At 62.1% G+C, this 18,291-nt stretch carries 21 protein-coding genes, 1 tRNA gene and 1 pseudogene; 16 read left to right on the top strand and 7 right to left on the bottom strand.

From position 1 onward, the window contains the following. Window positions 1-4 precede the first annotated feature (4 nt). The 3 genes from Q5701_RS16375 to Q5701_RS16365 all read left to right on the top strand — a co-directional run bounded on the left by Q5701_RS16375 (window position 5) and on the right by Q5701_RS16365 (window position 2,480). The gene (locus Q5701_RS16375) at window positions 5-961 is read left to right on the top strand and encodes an amidohydrolase family protein (RefSeq protein WP_306752067.1); all 957 of its coding nucleotides are present in this window, start codon (window positions 5-7) and stop codon (window positions 959-961) included. Further along, entirely contained in the window at window positions 958-1,962 is a 1,005-nt protein-coding gene (locus Q5701_RS16370; RefSeq protein ID WP_306752066.1) for a DctP family TRAP transporter solute-binding subunit, read from the top strand. The genes Q5701_RS16375 and Q5701_RS16370 overlap by 4 nt, the downstream gene beginning before the upstream one ends. 182 nt (window positions 1,963-2,144) lie before the next feature. Beyond that, window positions 2,145-2,480 (top strand): transposase, encoded by a 336-nt coding sequence (locus Q5701_RS16365; protein WP_306752065.1) that lies wholly within the window; start codon window positions 2,145-2,147, stop codon window positions 2,478-2,480. A 9-nt stretch (window positions 2,481-2,489) separates the two neighbouring features. Here Q5701_RS16365 and Q5701_RS16360 read toward each other — a convergent pair whose 3' ends face one another. Both Q5701_RS16360 and Q5701_RS16355 read right to left on the bottom strand, forming a co-directional pair. After that, window positions 2,490-2,732 (bottom strand): hypothetical protein, encoded by a 243-nt coding sequence (locus Q5701_RS16360; RefSeq protein WP_306752064.1) that lies wholly within the window; start codon window positions 2,730-2,732, stop codon window positions 2,490-2,492. 267 nt (window positions 2,733-2,999) lie between these two features. Beyond that, window positions 3,000-3,653: a hydrolase gene (locus tag Q5701_RS16355; RefSeq protein ID WP_306752063.1), complete on the bottom strand. Its 654-nt coding sequence runs from the start codon at window positions 3,651-3,653 to the stop codon at window positions 3,000-3,002. A gap of 135 nt (window positions 3,654-3,788) precedes the next feature. Between Q5701_RS16355 and Q5701_RS16350 the strand changes: the two genes are divergently transcribed. The 5 genes from Q5701_RS16350 to Q5701_RS16330 all read left to right on the top strand — a co-directional run bounded on the left by Q5701_RS16350 (window position 3,789) and on the right by Q5701_RS16330 (window position 7,496). Next, on the top strand, window positions 3,789-4,679 hold the full coding sequence (locus Q5701_RS16350; RefSeq protein ID WP_306752062.1) for a LysR family transcriptional regulator: 891 nt from the start codon (window positions 3,789-3,791) through the stop codon (window positions 4,677-4,679). 99 nt (window positions 4,680-4,778) lie between these two features. Next, window positions 4,779-5,714, top strand: a complete 936-nt coding sequence (locus tag Q5701_RS16345) for a pirin family protein (RefSeq protein WP_306752061.1) — start codon at window positions 4,779-4,781, stop codon at window positions 5,712-5,714. A 14-nt stretch (window positions 5,715-5,728) separates the two neighbouring features. After that, window positions 5,729-5,845: an L-alanine exporter AlaE gene (alaE, locus tag Q5701_RS16340; RefSeq protein WP_306752060.1), complete on the top strand. Its 117-nt coding sequence runs from the start codon at window positions 5,729-5,731 to the stop codon at window positions 5,843-5,845. Window positions 5,846-5,851: 6 nt separating this feature from the next. Next, complete coding sequence (gene alaE, locus Q5701_RS16335; RefSeq protein ID WP_306752059.1) at window positions 5,852-6,199, top strand: L-alanine exporter AlaE; 348 nt, start codon at window positions 5,852-5,854, stop codon at window positions 6,197-6,199. Continuing rightward, window positions 6,174-7,496: a DUF5996 family protein gene (locus tag Q5701_RS16330; protein ID WP_306752058.1), complete on the top strand. Its 1,323-nt coding sequence runs from the start codon at window positions 6,174-6,176 to the stop codon at window positions 7,494-7,496. Before alaE (Q5701_RS16335) ends, Q5701_RS16330 begins: the two co-directional genes overlap by 26 nt. A gap of 289 nt (window positions 7,497-7,785) precedes the next feature. Here Q5701_RS16330 and Q5701_RS16325 read toward each other — a convergent pair whose 3' ends face one another. Beyond that, window positions 7,786-8,865, bottom strand: a complete 1,080-nt coding sequence (locus Q5701_RS16325; RefSeq protein WP_306752057.1) for a DUF2332 domain-containing protein — start codon at window positions 8,863-8,865, stop codon at window positions 7,786-7,788. Between the two features lie 455 nt (window positions 8,866-9,320). Between Q5701_RS16325 and argC the strand changes: the two genes are divergently transcribed. Further along, window positions 9,321-10,298, top strand: coding sequence for an N-acetyl-gamma-glutamyl-phosphate reductase (gene argC, locus Q5701_RS16320; protein ID WP_306752056.1), 978 nt, complete (start codon window positions 9,321-9,323; stop codon window positions 10,296-10,298). Between the two features lie 189 nt (window positions 10,299-10,487). On the opposite strand, the gene Q5701_RS16315 is transcribed toward argC, so the two are convergent. Both Q5701_RS16315 and Q5701_RS22920 read right to left on the bottom strand, forming a co-directional pair. Next, complete coding sequence (locus tag Q5701_RS16315) at window positions 10,488-11,576, bottom strand: AbrB family transcriptional regulator (protein WP_306752055.1); 1,089 nt, start codon at window positions 11,574-11,576, stop codon at window positions 10,488-10,490. An 87-nt stretch (window positions 11,577-11,663) separates the two neighbouring features. After that, window positions 11,664-11,990: a GntR family transcriptional regulator gene (locus Q5701_RS22920; RefSeq protein WP_373568665.1), complete on the bottom strand. Its 327-nt coding sequence runs from the start codon at window positions 11,988-11,990 to the stop codon at window positions 11,664-11,666. 139 nt (window positions 11,991-12,129) lie between these two features. On the opposite strand from Q5701_RS22920, the gene Q5701_RS16310 reads away from it, so the two are divergent. From Q5701_RS16310 to Q5701_RS16280, 7 genes and pseudogenes are all read left to right on the top strand, one after another. Then, window positions 12,130-12,531 carry an aspartate/glutamate racemase family protein gene (locus Q5701_RS16310; RefSeq protein ID WP_306752054.1) on the top strand — a complete coding sequence of 134 codons (402 nt, stop codon included), beginning with the start codon at window positions 12,130-12,132 and terminating at the stop codon, window positions 12,529-12,531. Further along, the gene (locus tag Q5701_RS16305; protein ID WP_306752053.1) at window positions 12,428-13,210 is read left to right on the top strand and encodes an aspartate/glutamate racemase family protein; all 783 of its coding nucleotides are present in this window, start codon (window positions 12,428-12,430) and stop codon (window positions 13,208-13,210) included. Before Q5701_RS16310 ends, Q5701_RS16305 begins: the two co-directional genes overlap by 104 nt. A gap of 186 nt (window positions 13,211-13,396) precedes the next feature. Beyond that, window positions 13,397-13,612 carry a hypothetical protein gene (locus tag Q5701_RS16300; RefSeq protein ID WP_306752052.1) on the top strand — a complete coding sequence of 72 codons (216 nt, stop codon included), beginning with the start codon at window positions 13,397-13,399 and terminating at the stop codon, window positions 13,610-13,612. A 74-nt stretch (window positions 13,613-13,686) separates the two neighbouring features. After that, complete coding sequence (locus Q5701_RS16295) at window positions 13,687-13,875, top strand: hypothetical protein (RefSeq protein ID WP_306752051.1); 189 nt, start codon at window positions 13,687-13,689, stop codon at window positions 13,873-13,875. Between the two features lie 87 nt (window positions 13,876-13,962). Further along, window positions 13,963-14,717: pseudogene (gene istA / locus Q5701_RS16290) on the top strand (IS21 family transposase); the annotation flags it as partial. Window positions 14,718-14,991: 274 nt separating this feature from the next. Then, window positions 14,992-15,627: a hypothetical protein gene (locus Q5701_RS16285; protein WP_306752050.1), complete on the top strand. Its 636-nt coding sequence runs from the start codon at window positions 14,992-14,994 to the stop codon at window positions 15,625-15,627. Window positions 15,628-16,044: 417 nt separating this feature from the next. Continuing rightward, window positions 16,045-16,287, top strand: a complete 243-nt coding sequence (locus Q5701_RS16280) for a hypothetical protein (protein ID WP_306752049.1) — start codon at window positions 16,045-16,047, stop codon at window positions 16,285-16,287. A gap of 320 nt (window positions 16,288-16,607) precedes the next feature. On the opposite strand, the gene Q5701_RS16275 is transcribed toward Q5701_RS16280, so the two are convergent. Next, a tRNA-Arg gene (locus Q5701_RS16275) sits at window positions 16,608-16,684 on the bottom strand. Window positions 16,685-16,761: 77 nt separating this feature from the next. After that, complete coding sequence (locus Q5701_RS16270) at window positions 16,762-18,183, bottom strand: sensor histidine kinase (RefSeq protein ID WP_306752048.1); 1,422 nt, start codon at window positions 18,181-18,183, stop codon at window positions 16,762-16,764. Between the last annotated feature and the right edge of the window lie 108 nt (window positions 18,184-18,291).

The raw sequence follows: 18,291 nt of genomic DNA, 5'->3' as shown, positions 1-18,291 counted from the left end.
CGACGTGCAAATTCCCCCCGACTTTCCCATCATCGACGCGCACCAGCATTTCTGGGATCCGCAGGCGAACTATCACCCCTGGCTCTCTGACGAGCCGATGATCCCCTTCCGCTACGGGGATTATGGACCGATCCGCAAGCGCTACCTGCCGCCGGACTATCTGGCCGAGGCCGCGCCCCTCAATGTTGTCGGCAGCGTCTATGTCGAGACCGAGTGGGATCCAAACGACCCGCTGGGTGAGACGCGCTACGCCCATGGCCTGCACAACAGCTATGGCTATCCCAACGCGGTCGTCGCGCAGGCCTGGCTGGACCATGCTGACGCGTCCGACCTGATCGCCCGCCAGGCCCGCTTCCCGCTGGTCCGCAGCGTCCGCCACAAGCCCACCTCCGCAGCCTCGCCTGCCGAGGCTCGGCGTGGCCGGGCGGGCGGAATGGACGACCCGGCGTGGCGTGCGGGCTTTGCGCAGTTGGGCCGCCACGGGCTGGTGTTCGACCTGCAGGCGCCCTGGTGGGAACTGGACGCGGCGGCCGACCTGGCTGCGGACTTTCCGGCCACGACGATCGTTCTGAACCACGCGGGGCTGCCCGCCGATCGCACCCCCGAGGGGCTGGAAAGCTGGCGGCGCGCGATGGCCCGGCTGGCGCGGCACTCGAACGTGGTTCTGAAGATTTCAGGCATCGGGCTAATGGGCCGCCCCTGGTCCATCGCCGACAACGGGCCGGTGATCCGGGACGCGATCTCGATCTTCGGCTGGCAGCGTTGCATGTTCGCCAGCAACTTCCCCGTGGACAGCCTGGTGGGCAGTTTCTCGACCATCTTCGACGGGTTCTACCAAGCCACATCCGGGCTGCCCGACGACACCCGCCGTGCCTTGTTTCATGACAACGCCGTCCGGATCTATCGACCCGCCTTGCGGGCAACTTCACTGATCTCGAATATGGGAGGAGCCATTCGATGACCAAGCTTATGAAACTCTGCGCGCTGCTGGCGACGACGACGCTGATGTCCGGCACCGGGGCCTGGGCTGAGGTGGGCAGCCATGTCCTCCGTCTTGGCACACCGCTGCCCGACGGGCACCCGATCTCTCAGGCGGCGGTCAAGTTTGCCGACCTCGTGGCCGAGAAGTCAGGCGGCAAGATCGAGGTCAAAGTCTATCCGGGCTCGACCTTGGGCAACGAATTGCAGATGCAGTCGGCGCTGCAGGGTGGGACGCAGGACTTTGCGATCGGCACGACCACGACACTCGCGGGCATGGTGCCGGAATTCTCGGCCATCGACATGCCCTACCAGTTCCGTGACACGGCCGAGGCCGATGCGATCCTTGACGGCGACATTGGCGACCAGCTGTTCCAGAAGCTTGAACCCAAGGGCCTCGTCGGGCTGGCCTATATGGAACAGGGCTTCCGCCACACCACCAACAGCACCCTCCCCATCACCAAGTGGGAGGATTTCGACGGCCTGAAGATCCGCGTGCAGCCCTCGGCACTCTACATCGACATGTTCAACCAGCTCGGCGCCAATGCCGTGCCGATGACCATTAATGAAGTCTATACCGCAATGGAGACCCGCGCCATCGACGGACACGAGAACAGCTTGACCGCAATCGACGCCAACAAATTCCAGGAGGTGCAGAAGTATCTGAGCCTCACGGGCCATTCCTACAATGCCGTCGTGCTGCTGATGGGTAAGCCATCCCACGACAAGCTGAATGAGGAAGAGATGGCGATTATCCGCGAGGCCGCCGCCGAGGCCCGAGACTTCCAACGCGACCTGTCCCGAACCCAGACCGAAGGGCTGCGCGCCAAGCTTGCCGAGGAAGGCATGGAGGTCAACGAGGTCACGCCTGAGGAACAACGGCGCCTGGCCGAGCGACTGCAGCCGGTGGTGGACGCGAACCGCGAGGCAATCGGTGCCGAATGGATGGCGACCTTCACGTCCGCACTCGAAAAACTGCGCTGAGCTGGTCTACCGCAGAAAGGATGCGGCGGCGCGTTTAACCGCGGCCGCGTCTGCCCGGGTCCGCAAACGGCTGCCGCCGGCATCGCTGCACTTGCATTGGTTTCTTACGCCCCCGGACGCGCAACGGCGCTCAGAAGCAGTTCGCTCGCTATGCAGGCAGTGAATGGCAAGGGGCTTTAGCCTTGGCCATGCTGATTGCGGAAATGCCGGAGCTTGGTCGGATGACAGCAGGCGAGGCCGCAGCCATGGCAGGCCTGGCACCTGGTCCGCACGACAGTGGGGCCATGCGAGGCAGGCGGGCGATTGCCGGAGGAAGGAGGTCGCTACGCCATGCCCTCTTCCAGGCCGCACTTGCAGCCGCATCTTACAACCCAGTGCTGAAGCCTGTCGCAAGGCGCCTGAAAGAGGGCGGCAAGCCGCACAAGGTTGTCATCATCGCGATCGCACGCAGGCTGATCACTATCACAAATGCGATCCTCAAAATCGGCGAGACATGGAGCCATCAGACCAGCCGATAAACACAATTGCTAAGCTTCCTCACCCGACGACAAATCAAGCTCGCCAAGATCGTCCCAATCATAGCGGACGCCGGATGAGGTTTGGACATAGCATCCCCATCGCCTTGAACTTGGCATACCACTCAAGACCCATGCGACCGCCTCCGAAAGGCTGTTGAAATCGCGGGTTTCGCGACGAGAGAGCAGACGTCCTTGTTCGATGTCAGGTCCAAGGAAGACCGTAGCACCCTTTGCCTCATCCAGTTCGCTCAAAGCTATCCCCTCTTTCTGGCATAGCCCGACAAATATGGCGGGCGCCAAGGCGGCGCAATCGGCGTGCCTTCCAATTGCGCCCTCTCGCCTTAGCCAGTTGCCCTCTCCGCTACCCGCAGCCGCCAGCCGGTCGGGCTTGCGTGCGGGCAGCGCGGGAGGGAACGTGGGGCGCACCGGCAACCGCGAAAGTGAGCCAGAAGGGAAGCTGTCCGTGACACGTTTATCCTCCTTCCCTTGCGCGGGCACAGCGACGCCCGCGCAGCCCGCTCATTTTGCGCCGCTTGCCACCGGGGTGTTCAGCAACTGCTGTTCCCAAAGGTAGGCGATGCCGCTGCCGGCCATGTGCGATATGAGCACTTCAGTCAGCTCTTCGACATGTTCGGTGCGTGCCCAGTCTCGCTGCCATTCGCCAGCGAGAGCCATCCATGTCATCATGTTCGCACCCGCCGCAATCATCCGCTGGATTGCCACCTGATGTGACTCAAGCGAACTGCCGCCCGAGGCGTCGGTGATCACAGTTACGTCCCAACCTTCGCCAAGAGCCTGGATAACGGGCATCGCGACGCAGACTTCGGTCCACAGACCCGCAATGATCAGTTGCTTGCGACCGGTCGCCTTGACCGCGTCCACGACCTTCTTGTCCTCCCAGGTGTTCACCCAGGTCCGGTCGATCACGTCCTGTTCCGGGAAGACATCGGTGATCTGCTTGAACAGTAGTCCACCACGCTCTGCGATCACGCTGGTGAGGATCGTCGGAACATTGAACGCTTTCGCCAGCTTTGCAAGCGCAACGGTGTTGTTGACCACGGCTTGCGGATCATGGCTGTTCAGGTTTGCAAGCTGATATGCCTGATGATCGATCAGAACGAGAACCGAGTCTTCGGGACGAAGGAGCGATTCAAGGCCATTGCGGAGGGTCATCGGAAGTCCTTACTTTTGCGTTTTTTGTCAGGCAGGCAGGCGATCGCTTGCCCCGAAATATAGTAAGCCGTTCCCTTACGCCTCAGGATAGCGCCATAGTTTGGGCAGCTGTGTCGCCGAACAAGGAACGCCCGGATGGATATCGAGGACCTGCAAACCTTTGTTGTCGTCGCGGATGCCGGGGGCGTCTCGGCTGCCGCGCGCAGGATGGGTTTAGCCAAATCCATCGTCAGTCGCCGCCTGTTCCGGATCGAGGCCGAACTGGGCATCCAGCTTCTGGCGCGAACGACACGCGGGGCTGCCCTGACTGAAGCGGGTGAGACCTTTCGCGACCATGCCGCGCGGGCGGTGGCCGAAATGGACACTGCAAAGGAGGCGATCCTGCCGGACGGCGATCTGCAAGGCCGCCTCCGCATCGCGATGCCGCTGACCTTTGGTCCGACCCACTTTACGCCCGTGCTTACCGAGATGGCGCGCCGCCATCCGCGTCTGCACATCCATACGTCCTTCAGCGACCGGTTCGTCGATCTGATCGCCGAAGGCTACGACTGCGCCATCCGTGCAGGCTACCTGCCCGACTCCAACATGATCGCAAAGCGGGTTGGGCCACTATATGGCAGGCTTCTTGCCAGTCCCGTCTACATTGACCAGCACGGCGCACCCGAAACGCCCGCAGATGTGCCGCGCTACAAGGCGGTGATGCAGGGGACCGAGGCTTGGCAATTCGTCGATGGCGGCAAGATCGTTTCGGTCCAGCCGCAGGGCAGCTTCAAGGCGGACAACGCGACGGCCCTTGCCGCCGCCGCTGCGGCAGGACTGGGGATAGGCTGGCTTCCCGACTGCATCACGCATGACTATGTCGAAAGTGGTCGGCTTGTTCCCATCATGACGGCCTATCCGCCACCCGAGGCGGCTATTTACGTCGTGCGCCCACCGGGGCGGCATCCCGCCCGAAAGGTCCGCATTCTGACCGAAATGCTGGCCGATCACCTGAAGCAGCATCCCGAGGTCTGGGGACGCCCTTGAGACAGCGTTCCCCCTGCCGCGACACAGTTTCCCATCAGGGAGGACTAGGCCGCCTACCCGACGTTTGGGACACTGCAGTGAACAGGATGGAGGATGACGATGAGCTTGAACCCCGCACTCGACCCCGGCTGCCCCGATGACGTCGGCATCGACGCGATCGAGACGCTGATCATTCCCTGCGCCCGCGATCTTGGCGGGTTCGAGGTCCGGCGCGCCCTGCCCGCGCCCAATCGGCAGATGGTGGGCCCGTTCATCTTCTTCGATCAGGCAGGACCGGCCGAACTGCTGACCGGGCAAGGCGTCGACGTGCGTCCGCACCCGCATATCGGCCTCGGGACGGTGACCTACCTGTTTCGGGGCGACTTCCACCACCGCGACAGCACCGGCGCCGATCAGGTCATCCGGCCCGGAGCGCTGAACTGGATGGTGGCGGGACGCGGCGTCTCCCATTCGGAACGCACCACGGCAACGGCGCGCACCGGCCCAAACAGCCTGTTTGGGATCCAGACCTGGCTGGCCCTGCCCGACCGCGACGAGGACATGGCCCCCCTCTTCGAGCACCACGGCAAGGAGGCGCTGCCGATGATCGAGGATGAGGGCATATCGGTCCGGCTGATCCTTGGTGACGCCTATGGCGCAAAGGCCCCGGCGTGGATGTATTCCGACACGTTCTATGCAGACGTGACGCTTCAGGCAGGCCGCCGCATGCCGCTGCCCGACAATCACGAGGATCGCGGCATCTACGTCGTCGAGGGCTCGATCCTTGTCGCCGGGCAAGAGTTCGAAGCCGGCCGGATGATGGTCTTTCGTCCTGGCGACCGGATCACCGTGGCGGCGGGCGAGCGAGGCGCACGGCTGATGATCCTCGGCGGCGCGACATTCCCGGGGCCGCGCTACATCTGGTGGAACTTCGTTGCGTCGTCCCGCGAACGCATCGAGGAGGCCAAGGCCGCGTGGCGCGAGGAACGCTGGGGCGAAGGCCGTTTCGATCTGCCTCCGGGCGACCGCGACGAACATATACCCGCGCCCGATTGAACCCAAGGCGACGCATGGCGAAAGAACAACGAAGAAGCTGGCAGGCGTATGTGGCGGACACCGTGGCGCTGATCCTGTTCTTCACCGCGACCGGCATCGTCAATGAACGCTTTATCGCGGGCATGACGTAGGCGCAGGTGCTGCAGGCGCGCCTGATTGGAGCCGTAGTTATGGTCCCTGTCGGCAGGCCCTATGGCCTTTGGCGCGACTGGATGCTGGGACACGCGCGCGATACCCGCCTGTCGCCGCTCTTGTGGGACAGCCTTGCCCTGATGAGCTTTCAAATGCCGATCTATACTGCGATCATCGCCTCCAGCGGGGCCTCGGGGGCAGGACTGCTGCGCGGAGTGCAGGGCGCGGCGGTGATGATGCTGGTCTTGGGACGTCCCTATGGCGCGTTCCTGAACTGGGTCAGGCATTTGTTCGGCCTGCCACCCGACGGCGACAAGCCGATGTCCCTTGGCGACCGACCTGCGCGCAGATGACGTGAACGCGTTCCAATGGAGGACGCCCCAGAAAGAAAAGGAAAGTGAAATGAACTGGCCGGCATTGAACTATCTCGACTGGCGAGAAACCTGTTCCGCGCTGCATCTCTATCTGCAGGTCGCGGGCAAGTATCGGCTCGCACATTCGCCGTGGCTCAACCACTCGTGGAACGCAACATTCTATGTCACACCGGCCGGTTTCACGTCCTCTTTGATCCCCGATGGTCCCGGCATCGAGATCCTGTTCGACCTTCATGCCCATGAGGTTGTGGGTATAAACGGAGAGGGACACAAGGTTTCCTTTCCGCTTGAGCCAACTACCGTCGCGGCGTTTCATGCGGCCTTCGTGGATCTGGTGACGCAGCTTGGCGGCACGCCGACGCTCCACGGAGAGCCGAACGAAGTGCCGCATCCGATACCCTTCGCCGAAGACTTCCGCGAACGCCCCTATGACCGCGATGCTGTCCGGCGCTTCCATCAGGCGTCCGTCCAGATCGACCGCGTGTTCAAGGCATTCCGGACGTCGTTCCTTGGCAAGTCCAGTCCGGTTCATCTCTTCTGGGGGGCTCTCGATCTTGCCGTGACCCGTTTCTCCGGGCGGCGGGCTCCTTTGCATCCTGCGGGCATTCCCTCGCTGCCGGATGATGTTGCCCGAGAGGCTTACGATCGGGAAGTCTCATCGGTCGGTTTCTGGCCGGGGGGCGGCGGCATCGACTATCCGGCCTTCTACGCCTACGCCTATCCGGCACCGGATGGGTTCCGAGCCGCGCAGATCGCGCCTGACGCCGCGTTCTGGCATGACGGCCTGTCGGAGTTCATCCTGCCTTACGACGCCGTGCAATCGGCGGCTGAACCGGATGCCGTCCTCATGGCGTTTCTCGTCTCGACTTACGAGGCTGCCGCCACTTTGGCAAAATGGGACCGCGATCTGCTGGAATGTTCACCGGGAAGACCGCGTCGGGTGCGCCAGGCCGATGCGGGATCAGGAGCCAAACCCTCAGCATCGGAAGACGGCCAGGTGGTCCGAGAGGATGGCTCCTCGAAAGGTCGCTATCTCTTGGAGATTGCTGGCCACCAGGCCGCGATGACCTACAGTCGTGCCGGCGAAGCGATGATCATCATCGACCATACCGAAGTTCCTGCGGCCTTGCGCGGGCGCAAGGTCGGCGAGCGGCTGGTTCATCAGGCGGTCGATGACGCCCGCCAGGACGGAGTTGCCATCGTCCCGCTGTGCCCCTTCGCCAAAGCGCAGTTCGATCGCCATCCCGAGTGGCAGGATGTGCTGCGTCGTTCCTAGTGCAGGCTCGTGAGGCCCGCCTCAGCAGCGGAGTTTGGCAGTTGCAACACCCTCTTTGAAGGCACCGTCAGCTCTACGGGCGGCGGCGAATGTCGGCTTCTTCCACATAGTAATGCTGATGTTGGAGATTTCGCTGAAGACTGACTGAACGGCTGCTTTATAGGATGCAGCCGTGCAGCATAAATCGAAGCCGACCGGCGGTTAAGGGCCCACTCCACGCATGGTTCTCAAGCAGAGGCCAACGATCGACCTGACGCCTCCGCTCACGCGAAGAGCCTCCAGTAGTCGCTCAGGTAGAAAGCGGGTAAACCGCCGGCTCTGCCGCCTTCGGCGACCATTCGATCCATCGCCCGTGAAAATCCGCGCGTCCGAGGTGCTGCTGCCGTGGTACATCCCCCTTCCAGAGCGTGGCTGTCAGGCCTGCACCGGGCATCCTGCCGTCCGCCTCAAGGGCAAGATGCAAGATCGGCGCATCCGGTGTTGCTGCCAAACCCGCATTGCCAAGGTGATCTGCAATGGCTGCTTGGGTAGCCTTGGGGAAATACTGTGCGGCGATGGTCGAATAGACCACATGCAGCATGCCGCGTCGTGGTTCGGTGAGACGCTGAGCAAGCCAGGGCGCCGCGTCACCCGCATCCGGGCGTGCGGCTGCAATCGAGATGGCCGCGCTGGTGAGCGCCTGGCGCTCCGGCTGATCAGGCCAAAGATAGGCCAGCAGCCGCAATGCGTCCGTAGCATCAGCCGGATCGAGCGGTGCCAGATCGACACCGCGGCGGTCTACGATGCTGAAGGGGTGGGGCTCAGGCCGGTCAGAGCCACGCCATTCGGGCGCGAGTTTCACCACCGCATCCTTGGGTCCATGCGCCATATCGTCAAGGGCGACAGAGAAGCGATCAAGGGAAAGGTTCAACCCGGCACTTGCGCCCAGTTCGGACAACACCAGAGGCCGGTCACCGACTTCCCCGAGGGCCCACCAGATGCCGGCCATGACAGCCGCAGCCCGCCGCACCTCGTTGGTTTGTGGCGTTCGGTCAAGCCAGGCGAAGATGCGGGCTTCGTGTATGCAGAAAGCAGTCTCAACTTCTGCCCATAACGTTTCATCTGCGGTCACATGCGGTGGATACACCGCTGCAAGGGAAGGAGCGCTGCCGTCGAGGACCAGACCGTGTAGCGCCCCGGCAAGGCGAAGCGGCAACGATTGCCCGGAAGGTCCGGGCTCCCCCTCCCATTCCAGACAGCGGGCACCGACCGCGGTCTTCTTGCTAAGCCGTTCCCCTATCAGCGGCATGAGGCGTGCCATGAATGGCGACCCGAGCTGCCCACAGGCTTGACCCTGTGCCACGAATGCGTCGCGGACCTTCTGGGTCATGGGCGGAGGTTCCTCGGTTACAACAACGGCGTCATGTTGGCGTCGTGCCTGTGGTTTGGCAATCTGTCTGCTGATTGCAGGACCGATACTGAGCTTTGGTCAGAGCCCGGCAATGCTAGGTAGCATCAGGGCGCATCCCAGAAGTCCTTCACGGACGTTCACTCTGTTGATCAGACACATCCGAACACTCGCCGTGAGCCGCATACCGCTTGACCATAAGCCCTGAGGCCGACATTCCATCAGATCATGTTCGCAAACCAAAACCTCTTTGATCGACGTCGAGGCTGCACCCAAGCGGCGGCTCTTCGGGCTGCGCGTCGATCAGTAGTCTTTGGCATGGTATCCGGCCTTTCGTAGATACCGCCAGCCGGAGCACCTGCGACACGCGTTCCTGAACCCCCGCAGCCCCTTGGCTCCGGGGGCTTCTGTTATCCGCACCTTGGAAGGACACTACCATGAGCATTCGCGTCGGCATTGTCGGCATCAGTGGTTTCGGCGGCGGCGAAGCGCTGCGCCTGATCGCAAGTCATCCGTCATTCGAACTGGTTTACGCCGCGGGCGAAAGCAGCGCGAACAGTCCATTGATCGACCGCTTCCCCGGGGTGCCGATTAAGCTAGCCGGGCTGATGATAGAAAGGTGGGATCCGCAGACCCTGCCCAAACTCGACGTGCTGTTTGCATCACTACCCACCGGCACGTCTGCCGAGGCCCTGGCGCGCGTCCCCGATGACGTCAAGATCGTCGATATAGGCGGGGATCACCGCTACGCTGACGGTTGGACTTATGGTCTCGCGGACGTATGGCCAGACAGGATCAAGGGCAGCACCCGCATTGCCAACCCCGGCTGTTTTCCGGTGGCTACTCTGAACACCCTGGCGCCGCTGCTGGCCGCCAAGATCATCGAGCCCGGTCATATTGTCGTTGATGCCAAGACCGGCATTTCCGGAGCCGGGCGTGGCGGTGGCGACAGCAAGTTTGGCTACGCCGACAGCAACGAGAACCTACAGCCCTACGGCTTGCTCAAGCACGTCCACATGCCTGAGATGACCAGGACAATCGAGCACATGAGCGGCGGCAGCGCCGCGGGGCTGGTGTTCACGCCGCATCTTGTGCCGATGACCCGCGGTGTGCTTGTTACGATCTACTGCCGAGGCCGCGCCACCACGGAGCAATGCCTCGCCGCAGCCCGGAGCTTTTATGCCGACCGTCCGTTCGTCCGGGTGACCGACCGGCCGCCCCAGACCAAATGGGCGAGCGGCTCGAACCTCTCGTTCGTCAGCTACGCAGCCGATCCAGAGCGCAACTTGGTGATCGCGATGGGGGTAGTCGACAATCTCGGCAAGGGGGCGGCCGGGCACGCAGTGCAGAATGCGAACCTGATCTGCGGTCTGCCTGAAACCGCAGGTCTGGAAGGCGCACCGGTCTGGCCGTGACACATGGGTAAGATCGCTCTTAGCTCACCGCTCGCAACACGGCGAGCGGCTGGTTTATCCCGCATTGCTAACGTTGACCCCTCCCCGATGCTCCCGAGACTTATCGCGTCCGCAACCACCTCCCGATCTACGACAGGCTGCTGGTTCTGACCGGAGCAACTGTTTCCTTATTGCGATGGGATTTGTGCTTCATGACCCGCGCGGTGCCGTATGGCGTGCCAAGCGGGCGGTCAGGCCGATGATCATGCCGGCCAGCGGCAGGATGATAAAGATGCGCACGAGGTGAAAAGCCGTAACAGTCGCCAGCCCCTCGTTCAGGATCTTCGCCGTCAGCGCCATTTCGGTGACGCTACCGGGCGCAGTGGACAGCAACATGACTTGCCAGGACTGGCCAATGAAAAATCCAAGCATCAGCCCCATCCCGAGGCAGAGCGCGATCAGCAGCACCGATGACAGGAACGCTCCGGCGATGAGCCCGCGTGCCTTCCGCAGCAGCGCACGGTCGAACACGGCGCCGAGCCAGACCCCCAGGAAGATCTGTGCAAGCACGAGCAACGGATAGGGGTAGGGTGTGAGCGGCAGGCTGAATGCTGCCGCCATGGCTGCCCCACCAAGAGCGCCCACAAAGAATGGGTTGGCCAACCGTACTTGACCCGCAAGGAGAGCGCCGCCTGCGCCTGCGAGGAATAGCAGAAGCGCACCGGGCGCAGTCCAATCCATGCGCGCCAGGGCTTGGGCAGGATCGGTGATCGTCCCGTCGAGGGCCACGATGACCGGGGGGACGGAAACGACCAGCAGCATGATCCGCAGGATCTGGGAAAGCACTACCGGCCCCACTGGAACCCCGTGCCGCTCGGCCAGGGTGGCGCTTTCGACCGGCCCCATCGGTATTGAGGCGAGCGTGGCGGTAACGACGTCTATCCGTGTCATGCGCATCAGCAGCGCTGCCACCGTGGATGAGAGGGCAATGGTGGCAAAGGCCGCGCCGACCATCGGGATCAGAAGGGAACCCAGCGTCCGCACTGCCTCGGGCGTGAAAGACAATCCTACGGAGCTTGCCACAAGGACCTGCCCGATCTGGCGGGTGTAGGCGGGAACATGCAGGGGTTGTTCAGCCAGGCGAAGGGCTGCAGCAAACATCATTGCCCCGATCATCCAGGGCAGGGGAAATCGCAGCCACTGGGCAATGAGGCCAGCGAGCAGAGCTCCGCCATAGATCAGCAGCAGATGCCCTGGCGTCGCCAAGCGCGCGCGTAGGGAACGGCGGGAATAGGTCACGCCCTAAAATGAACTGAGCGCGAAGGCACTCTCAAGCAAAATCGCGCGTGTATCGTGGAGCAGGTTTCTGTGAAGCAAGCAGGATTGCTACCAGGAGCGAGGTGCAAGCTGCTCTGGGTATTGGCTTTGTACATCCGGAGCGATTGCGCGGTGAGGACGATCAGCCGGTCCTCGGCACCCACGGCAATGGCGACCAGCAGTGCCTCGAGCTGGCTGGGCACACGCACGAAGGCCCCGCGATTCTACCGTCTTGCGGGTGGCCAGGACGACAAGCGCACGCCGCACGTCTGTCCGGCTGCAATCGTAGATTTCGCAAAGCTCCGGTTCGCTAAGCTTGGTGCCCGCGCGGAGCCGCCTTTCGAGAATAGCCTCGCTCACCCCGTGGACGATCCGGCTATCCGCATTCTCTGCCATGAACCTGTGTTTGCTCCGTGCCTGCTCGGCTTGCCCTATTGGGCAGCACAAGAAGTTCGGAACGAAGCGGACAAAAATCGTTGACGCATCTCGGCCAAATCGCTGACGATCCAGTGACAGACGCATCCGGGAGGCGTTCATGAAAATACTTCTCGTCAATCCCAATGCCACGGCTTCGATGACAGATAAGATCGCCGCCAGTGTCCGGCGCGTTGTCGGACCCGGAGCCGAAATCGTGACGCGCACGGGGGAAGGATCGCCCGCCAGCCTCGAGGGCCGTTACGACGAAGCGATGTCGGTGCCCACGTTGCTGCCGCTACGTCCCCCAGGCCGAGCAAGAGCGCGAACTGACACAGCATCGGGTTCCCGGCCTCGCGCACGAGGCTGGACGACCATCTTTTCATCGCTTCGCTTCACCTTTTATAAGGATCAACCCTATGTCCCGAACGTACCAATTCCGCACGGCCACCGTGTCCCGCTGCATCTTGCATGCCGCCGTCGCATTGCTCTGCCTGGCAGGAGGTTCCGCAGCAGAGACTGAGCCAACCGCCGGCGGCCCAGTCATCGTCCTAATCAACCCCAATTCGAACGCCGCCGCGACCGAGAGCATGACGGCGCTTGCACAAGAAGCTGCGGGAGACGCGGCTCGGATCCTTGGACGCACCAATGACAATGCCCCCCGGCTTCTGACCACTCCTGAAGACATGGTCCAAGCCATTAAAGGCGTTGTCGAGATCGGCCGGCAGGCCACTCACGAAGAGGGAGTGGCGGCAGTCATTGTTTCCGCGTTCAGTGATCCCGGACTTATTGAATTGCGCGAGGCGCTGCCTGACACCATTGTGGTGGGCATTGGCGAACAGGCTTTTCACGAGGCGGCTCGGGACGGCCGCTCTTTTGCCATCGTGACAATCACCCCGGATCCCGCGCTGATTGAGTCCTTCCACGCCAAAGCAGAGGACCTTGGCTATGGAAAGCAGTTCAAGGGTGTCCGCGTCACACCTGGGGATCCAAAGGAGCTTGTGGAGAAACCCGAGCAACTCGATACAGCCTTGGCCGCAGCTGTGGAGCAGGCAGTACGCGAAGACGGGGCAGAAGCCGTTATCATGGGCGGCGGCCCCTTGTCGGCACCTGCAATGCGCATTCAGTCACGCTTCGAAGTTCCTCTTGTTGTTGCCGTCATCGCCGCCACAAACGCTGCATTGAAGGAACTCGCGAAGTAGGACCTTCGCTTCAGCATGGGCATCATGGGTTGTTCACAGATGCCCGCGCATGGTCAGCGGGCCTAGCCAGTCAGCGGGTGTGTCATAAACGCGACCTGTATTACTCAGGACGCCCCCCGTGCAAAAATACAGCACCATTCAACTGGGGCTCGGCTCAACCGGTTTTACATTGGCCCTGTTTTGCGAGTGCTGCGTAAGAACCCTGATGGCAGGAGCGGTCAGAGGTGGTCCGGGATTTTCGACCAGTTTGCCGCTTCGCTAAGCTCGGGCATGGGTTTCATGTCAGGCAGCGGCTTTCAGGTTTTGGTTGGCGGTATCATAGGCCTCAGCTGGCGTCAGCAACTGCTGACGCCAGCTGAGGCCTATGATACCGCCAACCAAAACCTGAAAGCCGCTGCCTGACATGAAACCCATGCCCGAGCTTAGCGAAGCGGCAAACTGGTCGAAAATCCCGGACCACCTCTCCTCACCAGTTCGTGGCGCGCGTCGATCATGTCGACCAGTCGGCGGCGGAGCAGGTCATCCTGCTCAGGGGCGCGGGAATGGGGCTTCATCGGCGACCGGAAATTGCAGGGTTTCTCGCCAAAGCATACGAAACCCTGCAATTCAAGGCGAACAAAACCGAAGCTTCAGCAGGCAAAATCAATGTAGTAAAGGGTGTTTAGGGCGGGTTGTCGAGTTAAAGTAGATGAGGGCGCTGCCGAAAATCGCGGAAGCCTTATGATCTGTTGATTTCCACCCCGAACTGACCTCGCCCGAGCAAGCTTGATCCTTTTGCCGAGAAGCTGGCTGGCTGGCTGAAGACGGAGGCCGGCAAGTCGCGCAAGCAGCGGCGGACGCTGAAGCAGATGCATGCCGATCTTGTCACGCTCGGCTTCACCGGCTCCTACAACCGGGTTGCGGCGTTTGCGCGGAACTGGCGGACAAACCGACAACGGGAGCAACAGACCACAGGACGCGGCACCTTCGTTCCGCTGACGTTTCAACCCGGCGAGGCGTTTCAGTTCGACTGGAGCGAAGACTACGGGCATCTGGCCGACGAGCGCACCAAGCTTCAGATGGCGCATATCAAGCTGTTGCATAGCCGGGCCTTCCTGTTGCGCGCCTACTCGGCTCGCAGACCCACGAGATGCTGTTTGACGCTCACTGGCATGGCTTCCGTGTCTTTGGCGGCGTGCCCGAGCGGGGCATCTCCGATAACATGAAGACCGCAGTGGACCGTGTCGGTCGCGGCAAAGAGCGGCGGCTCACACATCCGCTTCCTGGCCATGGCCAACCACTATGTCTTTAAGCCGCCAGCTTGCGGATCTATCCGGACCGGCTGGCCCTCGCGGCCGAGGGTAACATCCTGTGCGAGCATGGCCGCGTGATCCAGCACAGCCACACGTTGCCGCCACGAACGATCTATGACTGGCGGCATTACCTTGCCGTTCTTCAGCGCAAGCCTGGTGCCTTGCGCAATGGCGCCCCCTTTGCCGAGTTCCCGCCTGCCTTCCGGCAACTGCAGGACCGGACCGGCCAAGCGGCTTTATCTGCCATTCGCGTGATGCGAGTTGCTTTAGCCGGGTCACACTATGTCCCCAAGGTTGCAGAAAAAAGACAACGCTCTCCTTTTGATAGGTAAATCCCTAACCTTTTCAACAGGCTATCAGACTGCAACCGTTACACGATATATACGTTTTGTCCGGGATGTAAGGGCATCTGTATTTGTAACGAGGCTTGGTTTGATGTTGACGAGTATACGCATGGCCTTTGGTGCGGCTTCGATTTGCGCTGTTTCCATGATCGCCCCCGCTTGGGGGGCCACCGTGACCGAGGTTTCTGGCCCTCCGACAGGGGGGACGATCATTGACCTGCACACGGACGACTTCGAGCGTCTCGGGAACTGCGGAGGCGGTGGCTCTGTCGTCAACGACGGCTGCTCGGTCGTGATGAAGGACAATCCGACGGCGCCCCATGCCTATGGGCGTTTCGATCCGCTGCCTGCGTCTTACTGGATCGACAGCCAGGATATCGACGAACTGAAGTGGACGATCAAAGCGCCTGTGTCGTTCACATCCCTTACCTTCGCCCTTACGGATGCCCATGACCAGGCCAACAGCCACTTCGACCTGTACTACAACCCGGCGGGCACCTGGACATCGATCTGGAACATCGCGACCCGGCAGGCGAACGGCAATCTGTACTGGCTGACGGTCGATTTCGCCGATGCCGTTGCCTCGGCCGAGTTCCGGTTCTCGACTAAGGTGGGCGCGGGCTATGACGGTTTCGGGCTGTCGCAGCTGACCGTATCTCCAAGCCCGATCCCTGCCCCACCCGCAGCCGTGCTTCTCCTGACGGGCGGCGTGGCTTTCGCAGGCCTGCGCGGTCGGCGCAAATCTCGCCGATCTCTTCCTGCGGACCTTTCCTCTGCTTGACTGCCAGGCCCGCCCCCTCGGGGTGCAGGCCTGTTCACAGGCAGGGCGCGGCAGCATCCCCCGGTATGTCAGCGATCCGGTTTTTTCTATTAACCTGTACAAAAAGGCTAATTGGTCAATAAACAACCCCAAGGTATCAAAGCGTTATTCAATGCTGTTTTAGGTGGTTGCCATGTCCCGAACTGAAAGTATTTCAGCCTTTCGTCCTGCCGTGTCCCCTGACGATTGGAACATGATCCTCTTGGCGATAAGCGCCTATGCGCACAATTCCGATTACCGCGACCTTTTGGGCCGCCTGGAACGCCAGGCCGTTATCAACGGTATCGCGGCGCCATTACGCCGCCCGTCCTGAGCCTTGGTCCTTTTTCCGCGTCACGACCGTTGTCCCCTCTGGAGATCCAACAGAGGACCAAGGACATGACCAAAGCGAACCTCACCCTCGAAGGCATGGAACAGATCAAGGGCACCGTCGAGATCGGCGGCGACTATGCCCGTTTCCGCACGGACGTGGCGGTCGACGACAGCAAGATCGTTGGACCCGTCGAGGGGGAACTGACCATCGACGGCAAGCCAGAGCGCGTGGTTCTTGAGAATTGCCGCACCACCGAGGGGGAAGGCTGCGAGATAACCCTGCGCCGGATCACACCGGAACCACGCTAAAGGAAGCGCCTGCAAGGGCCTCTGGCCCTTCGGGCGCAATTCGATGTGACATCAACAATCACATATCTGCGTGCCGGAAAGAGGCCGGGTTGGCGCGGAGGTCAGCAGAAGAACGGTATGCCTTGTCCTCAGCCTCGATAGCCGGGAGTTTTTGCACGGTCACGCGGGGCAGCAGACGTGCCCGGGCTCGGACAGCGGCATTGCGGCCATCAATTGTGCCAAATGTCCTGAAATTCTCTGCATATGAAAGGGATGGAGAACGGATGGATCAACCGCGTCCTCACCCCCGCAGGGGGAACTTGCACAAGTGTCTGGAAATATGGCGGACCCGGAGCGATTCGAACGCCCGACCCCCAGATTCGTAGTCTGGTGCTCTATCCAGCTGAGCTACGGGTCCGTCGTAGGGCGGTCATGTAGCCGCCTCGTCCGGGGGACGCAAGGGGGGATGGCACAAAAAACGCCGCCCCCTCGATTTTATCGCGCCCCCGCCATTTGCCGTGCGGGCATGATCGCCATGTCGCGGGGAATGTGGATCATGAATTCGCTGCCCTCGGCGTCGCTGCGCACCAGATCCAGCCGCCCGCCATGGCCGCGCACCAGATCGGCGGCAATGGTCAGGCCCAGGCCGGTGCCTCCCTTGCGCGCGCTGCCTGAAAAGGGCTTGAACAGGTATTCGCGCGCCTTTTCCGGCAGGCCAGGCCCGGTGTCGCCCACGCGGATCCACCAGTCGCCGTCGCTTTCGCCCGCGCCGATCTCGACCGTGCCGGGTTGGCCGGTGCCTTCGATGGCCTGGCGCGCGTTGCGGGCAAGGTTCGCCAGGACGCGATACAGCTGGTCGCGGTCGGCGCGGATGGTCAGGCTGGGCGGGATGTCGCACAGGAATTCGACCTTGGGGCCATCGCCGCTGGCCAGGGTCTCGGCCTCGACCACCTCGGTGGTCAGTTGCGCCAGGTTGAAGCGCGACAGGGTGGGCGCAGGCTCCTCGGCCTTGCCGAAGGCCAGGGTCGTCTCGCACAGGTTCACCGCGCGGCTGATCGATTTGACCAGCTTGGGGGCAGCACGCTTGACCTTGGGGTCGCCGCTGTCCTCCAGCCGGTCGGCAAAGATCTGCGCGGTGGTCAGGATGTTGCGCAGGTCGTGGCTGATCTTGGCCACCGCCTCGCCCAGTTGGGCCATTCGCTCGCGTTGCTTCAGCGATGACGTGACCGTCTTTTGCAAGGTTTCCAACGCGGTTTCAGCATCGCGCAATTCGGCCAGCCGGGCATCCGGCCTGATGATGTGGCGCGAATCCTCGGGCGCCTGCGCATAGGACACCATGTGGCTGATCACCCGCCGGATCGGCACCAGGACCAGCCGCTGCACCGCAAGGTTCAACAGGATTGCCGTCAGGATCGAGAAAGCGGCCGACAGCAGCAGCAGCCTGATGCCATAGTCGATCATCCCCGCACGAAGCGGCGCGGTTTCCATGGTGATCTCGATCAACTGGCCCGCCTGGTTGACCGGGGACCCGATCACACGGATCACCTCGTTGCGGCGGTTCAGCAGCGCGCCAAGCGCGTCGTCGATGGTCTGGGGAACGCCGTCTTCGCGCAGGTCGTAAGTCTGGGCGACAGGACCGGGAATGCGCGATGACAGGACCAACTGCCGGATGTCGTTGCGGCGCAGGACGACGTTCAAGACCCCAGCATTCTGCAACAGTTCCGCCTCCAGGTCGTCGGCCAGTGATTCGTCAGACGCCAGCACCGCCAAACTGGCGATCTGCCCGCGCTCCAGACGCGATTCCAGATAGTCGAGCCTGTAGCTGGCCAGGGCGGGAAGCAGGATAAGCACTTCGGCCAGCATGACGAAGATGATTGTCAGCGCGGCGAATCGGCCAGTGATCGTGTTCAGTTGCATATAATCTTGATTGTCATCGCGCGGGTTGCGCGTGTTTCAGCCCGAGCCGATCCCGGTTTGCACATCAAACGAATGTGATATGTCGCAGGTTCCGGCACCGGAATAAAG

Source organism: Paracoccus actinidiae (assembly GCF_030863885.1).
GTDB lineage: Bacteria > Pseudomonadota > Alphaproteobacteria > Rhodobacterales > Rhodobacteraceae > Paracoccus > Paracoccus everestensis.
This window is presented reverse-complemented; position numbering and strand designations above follow the sequence as displayed.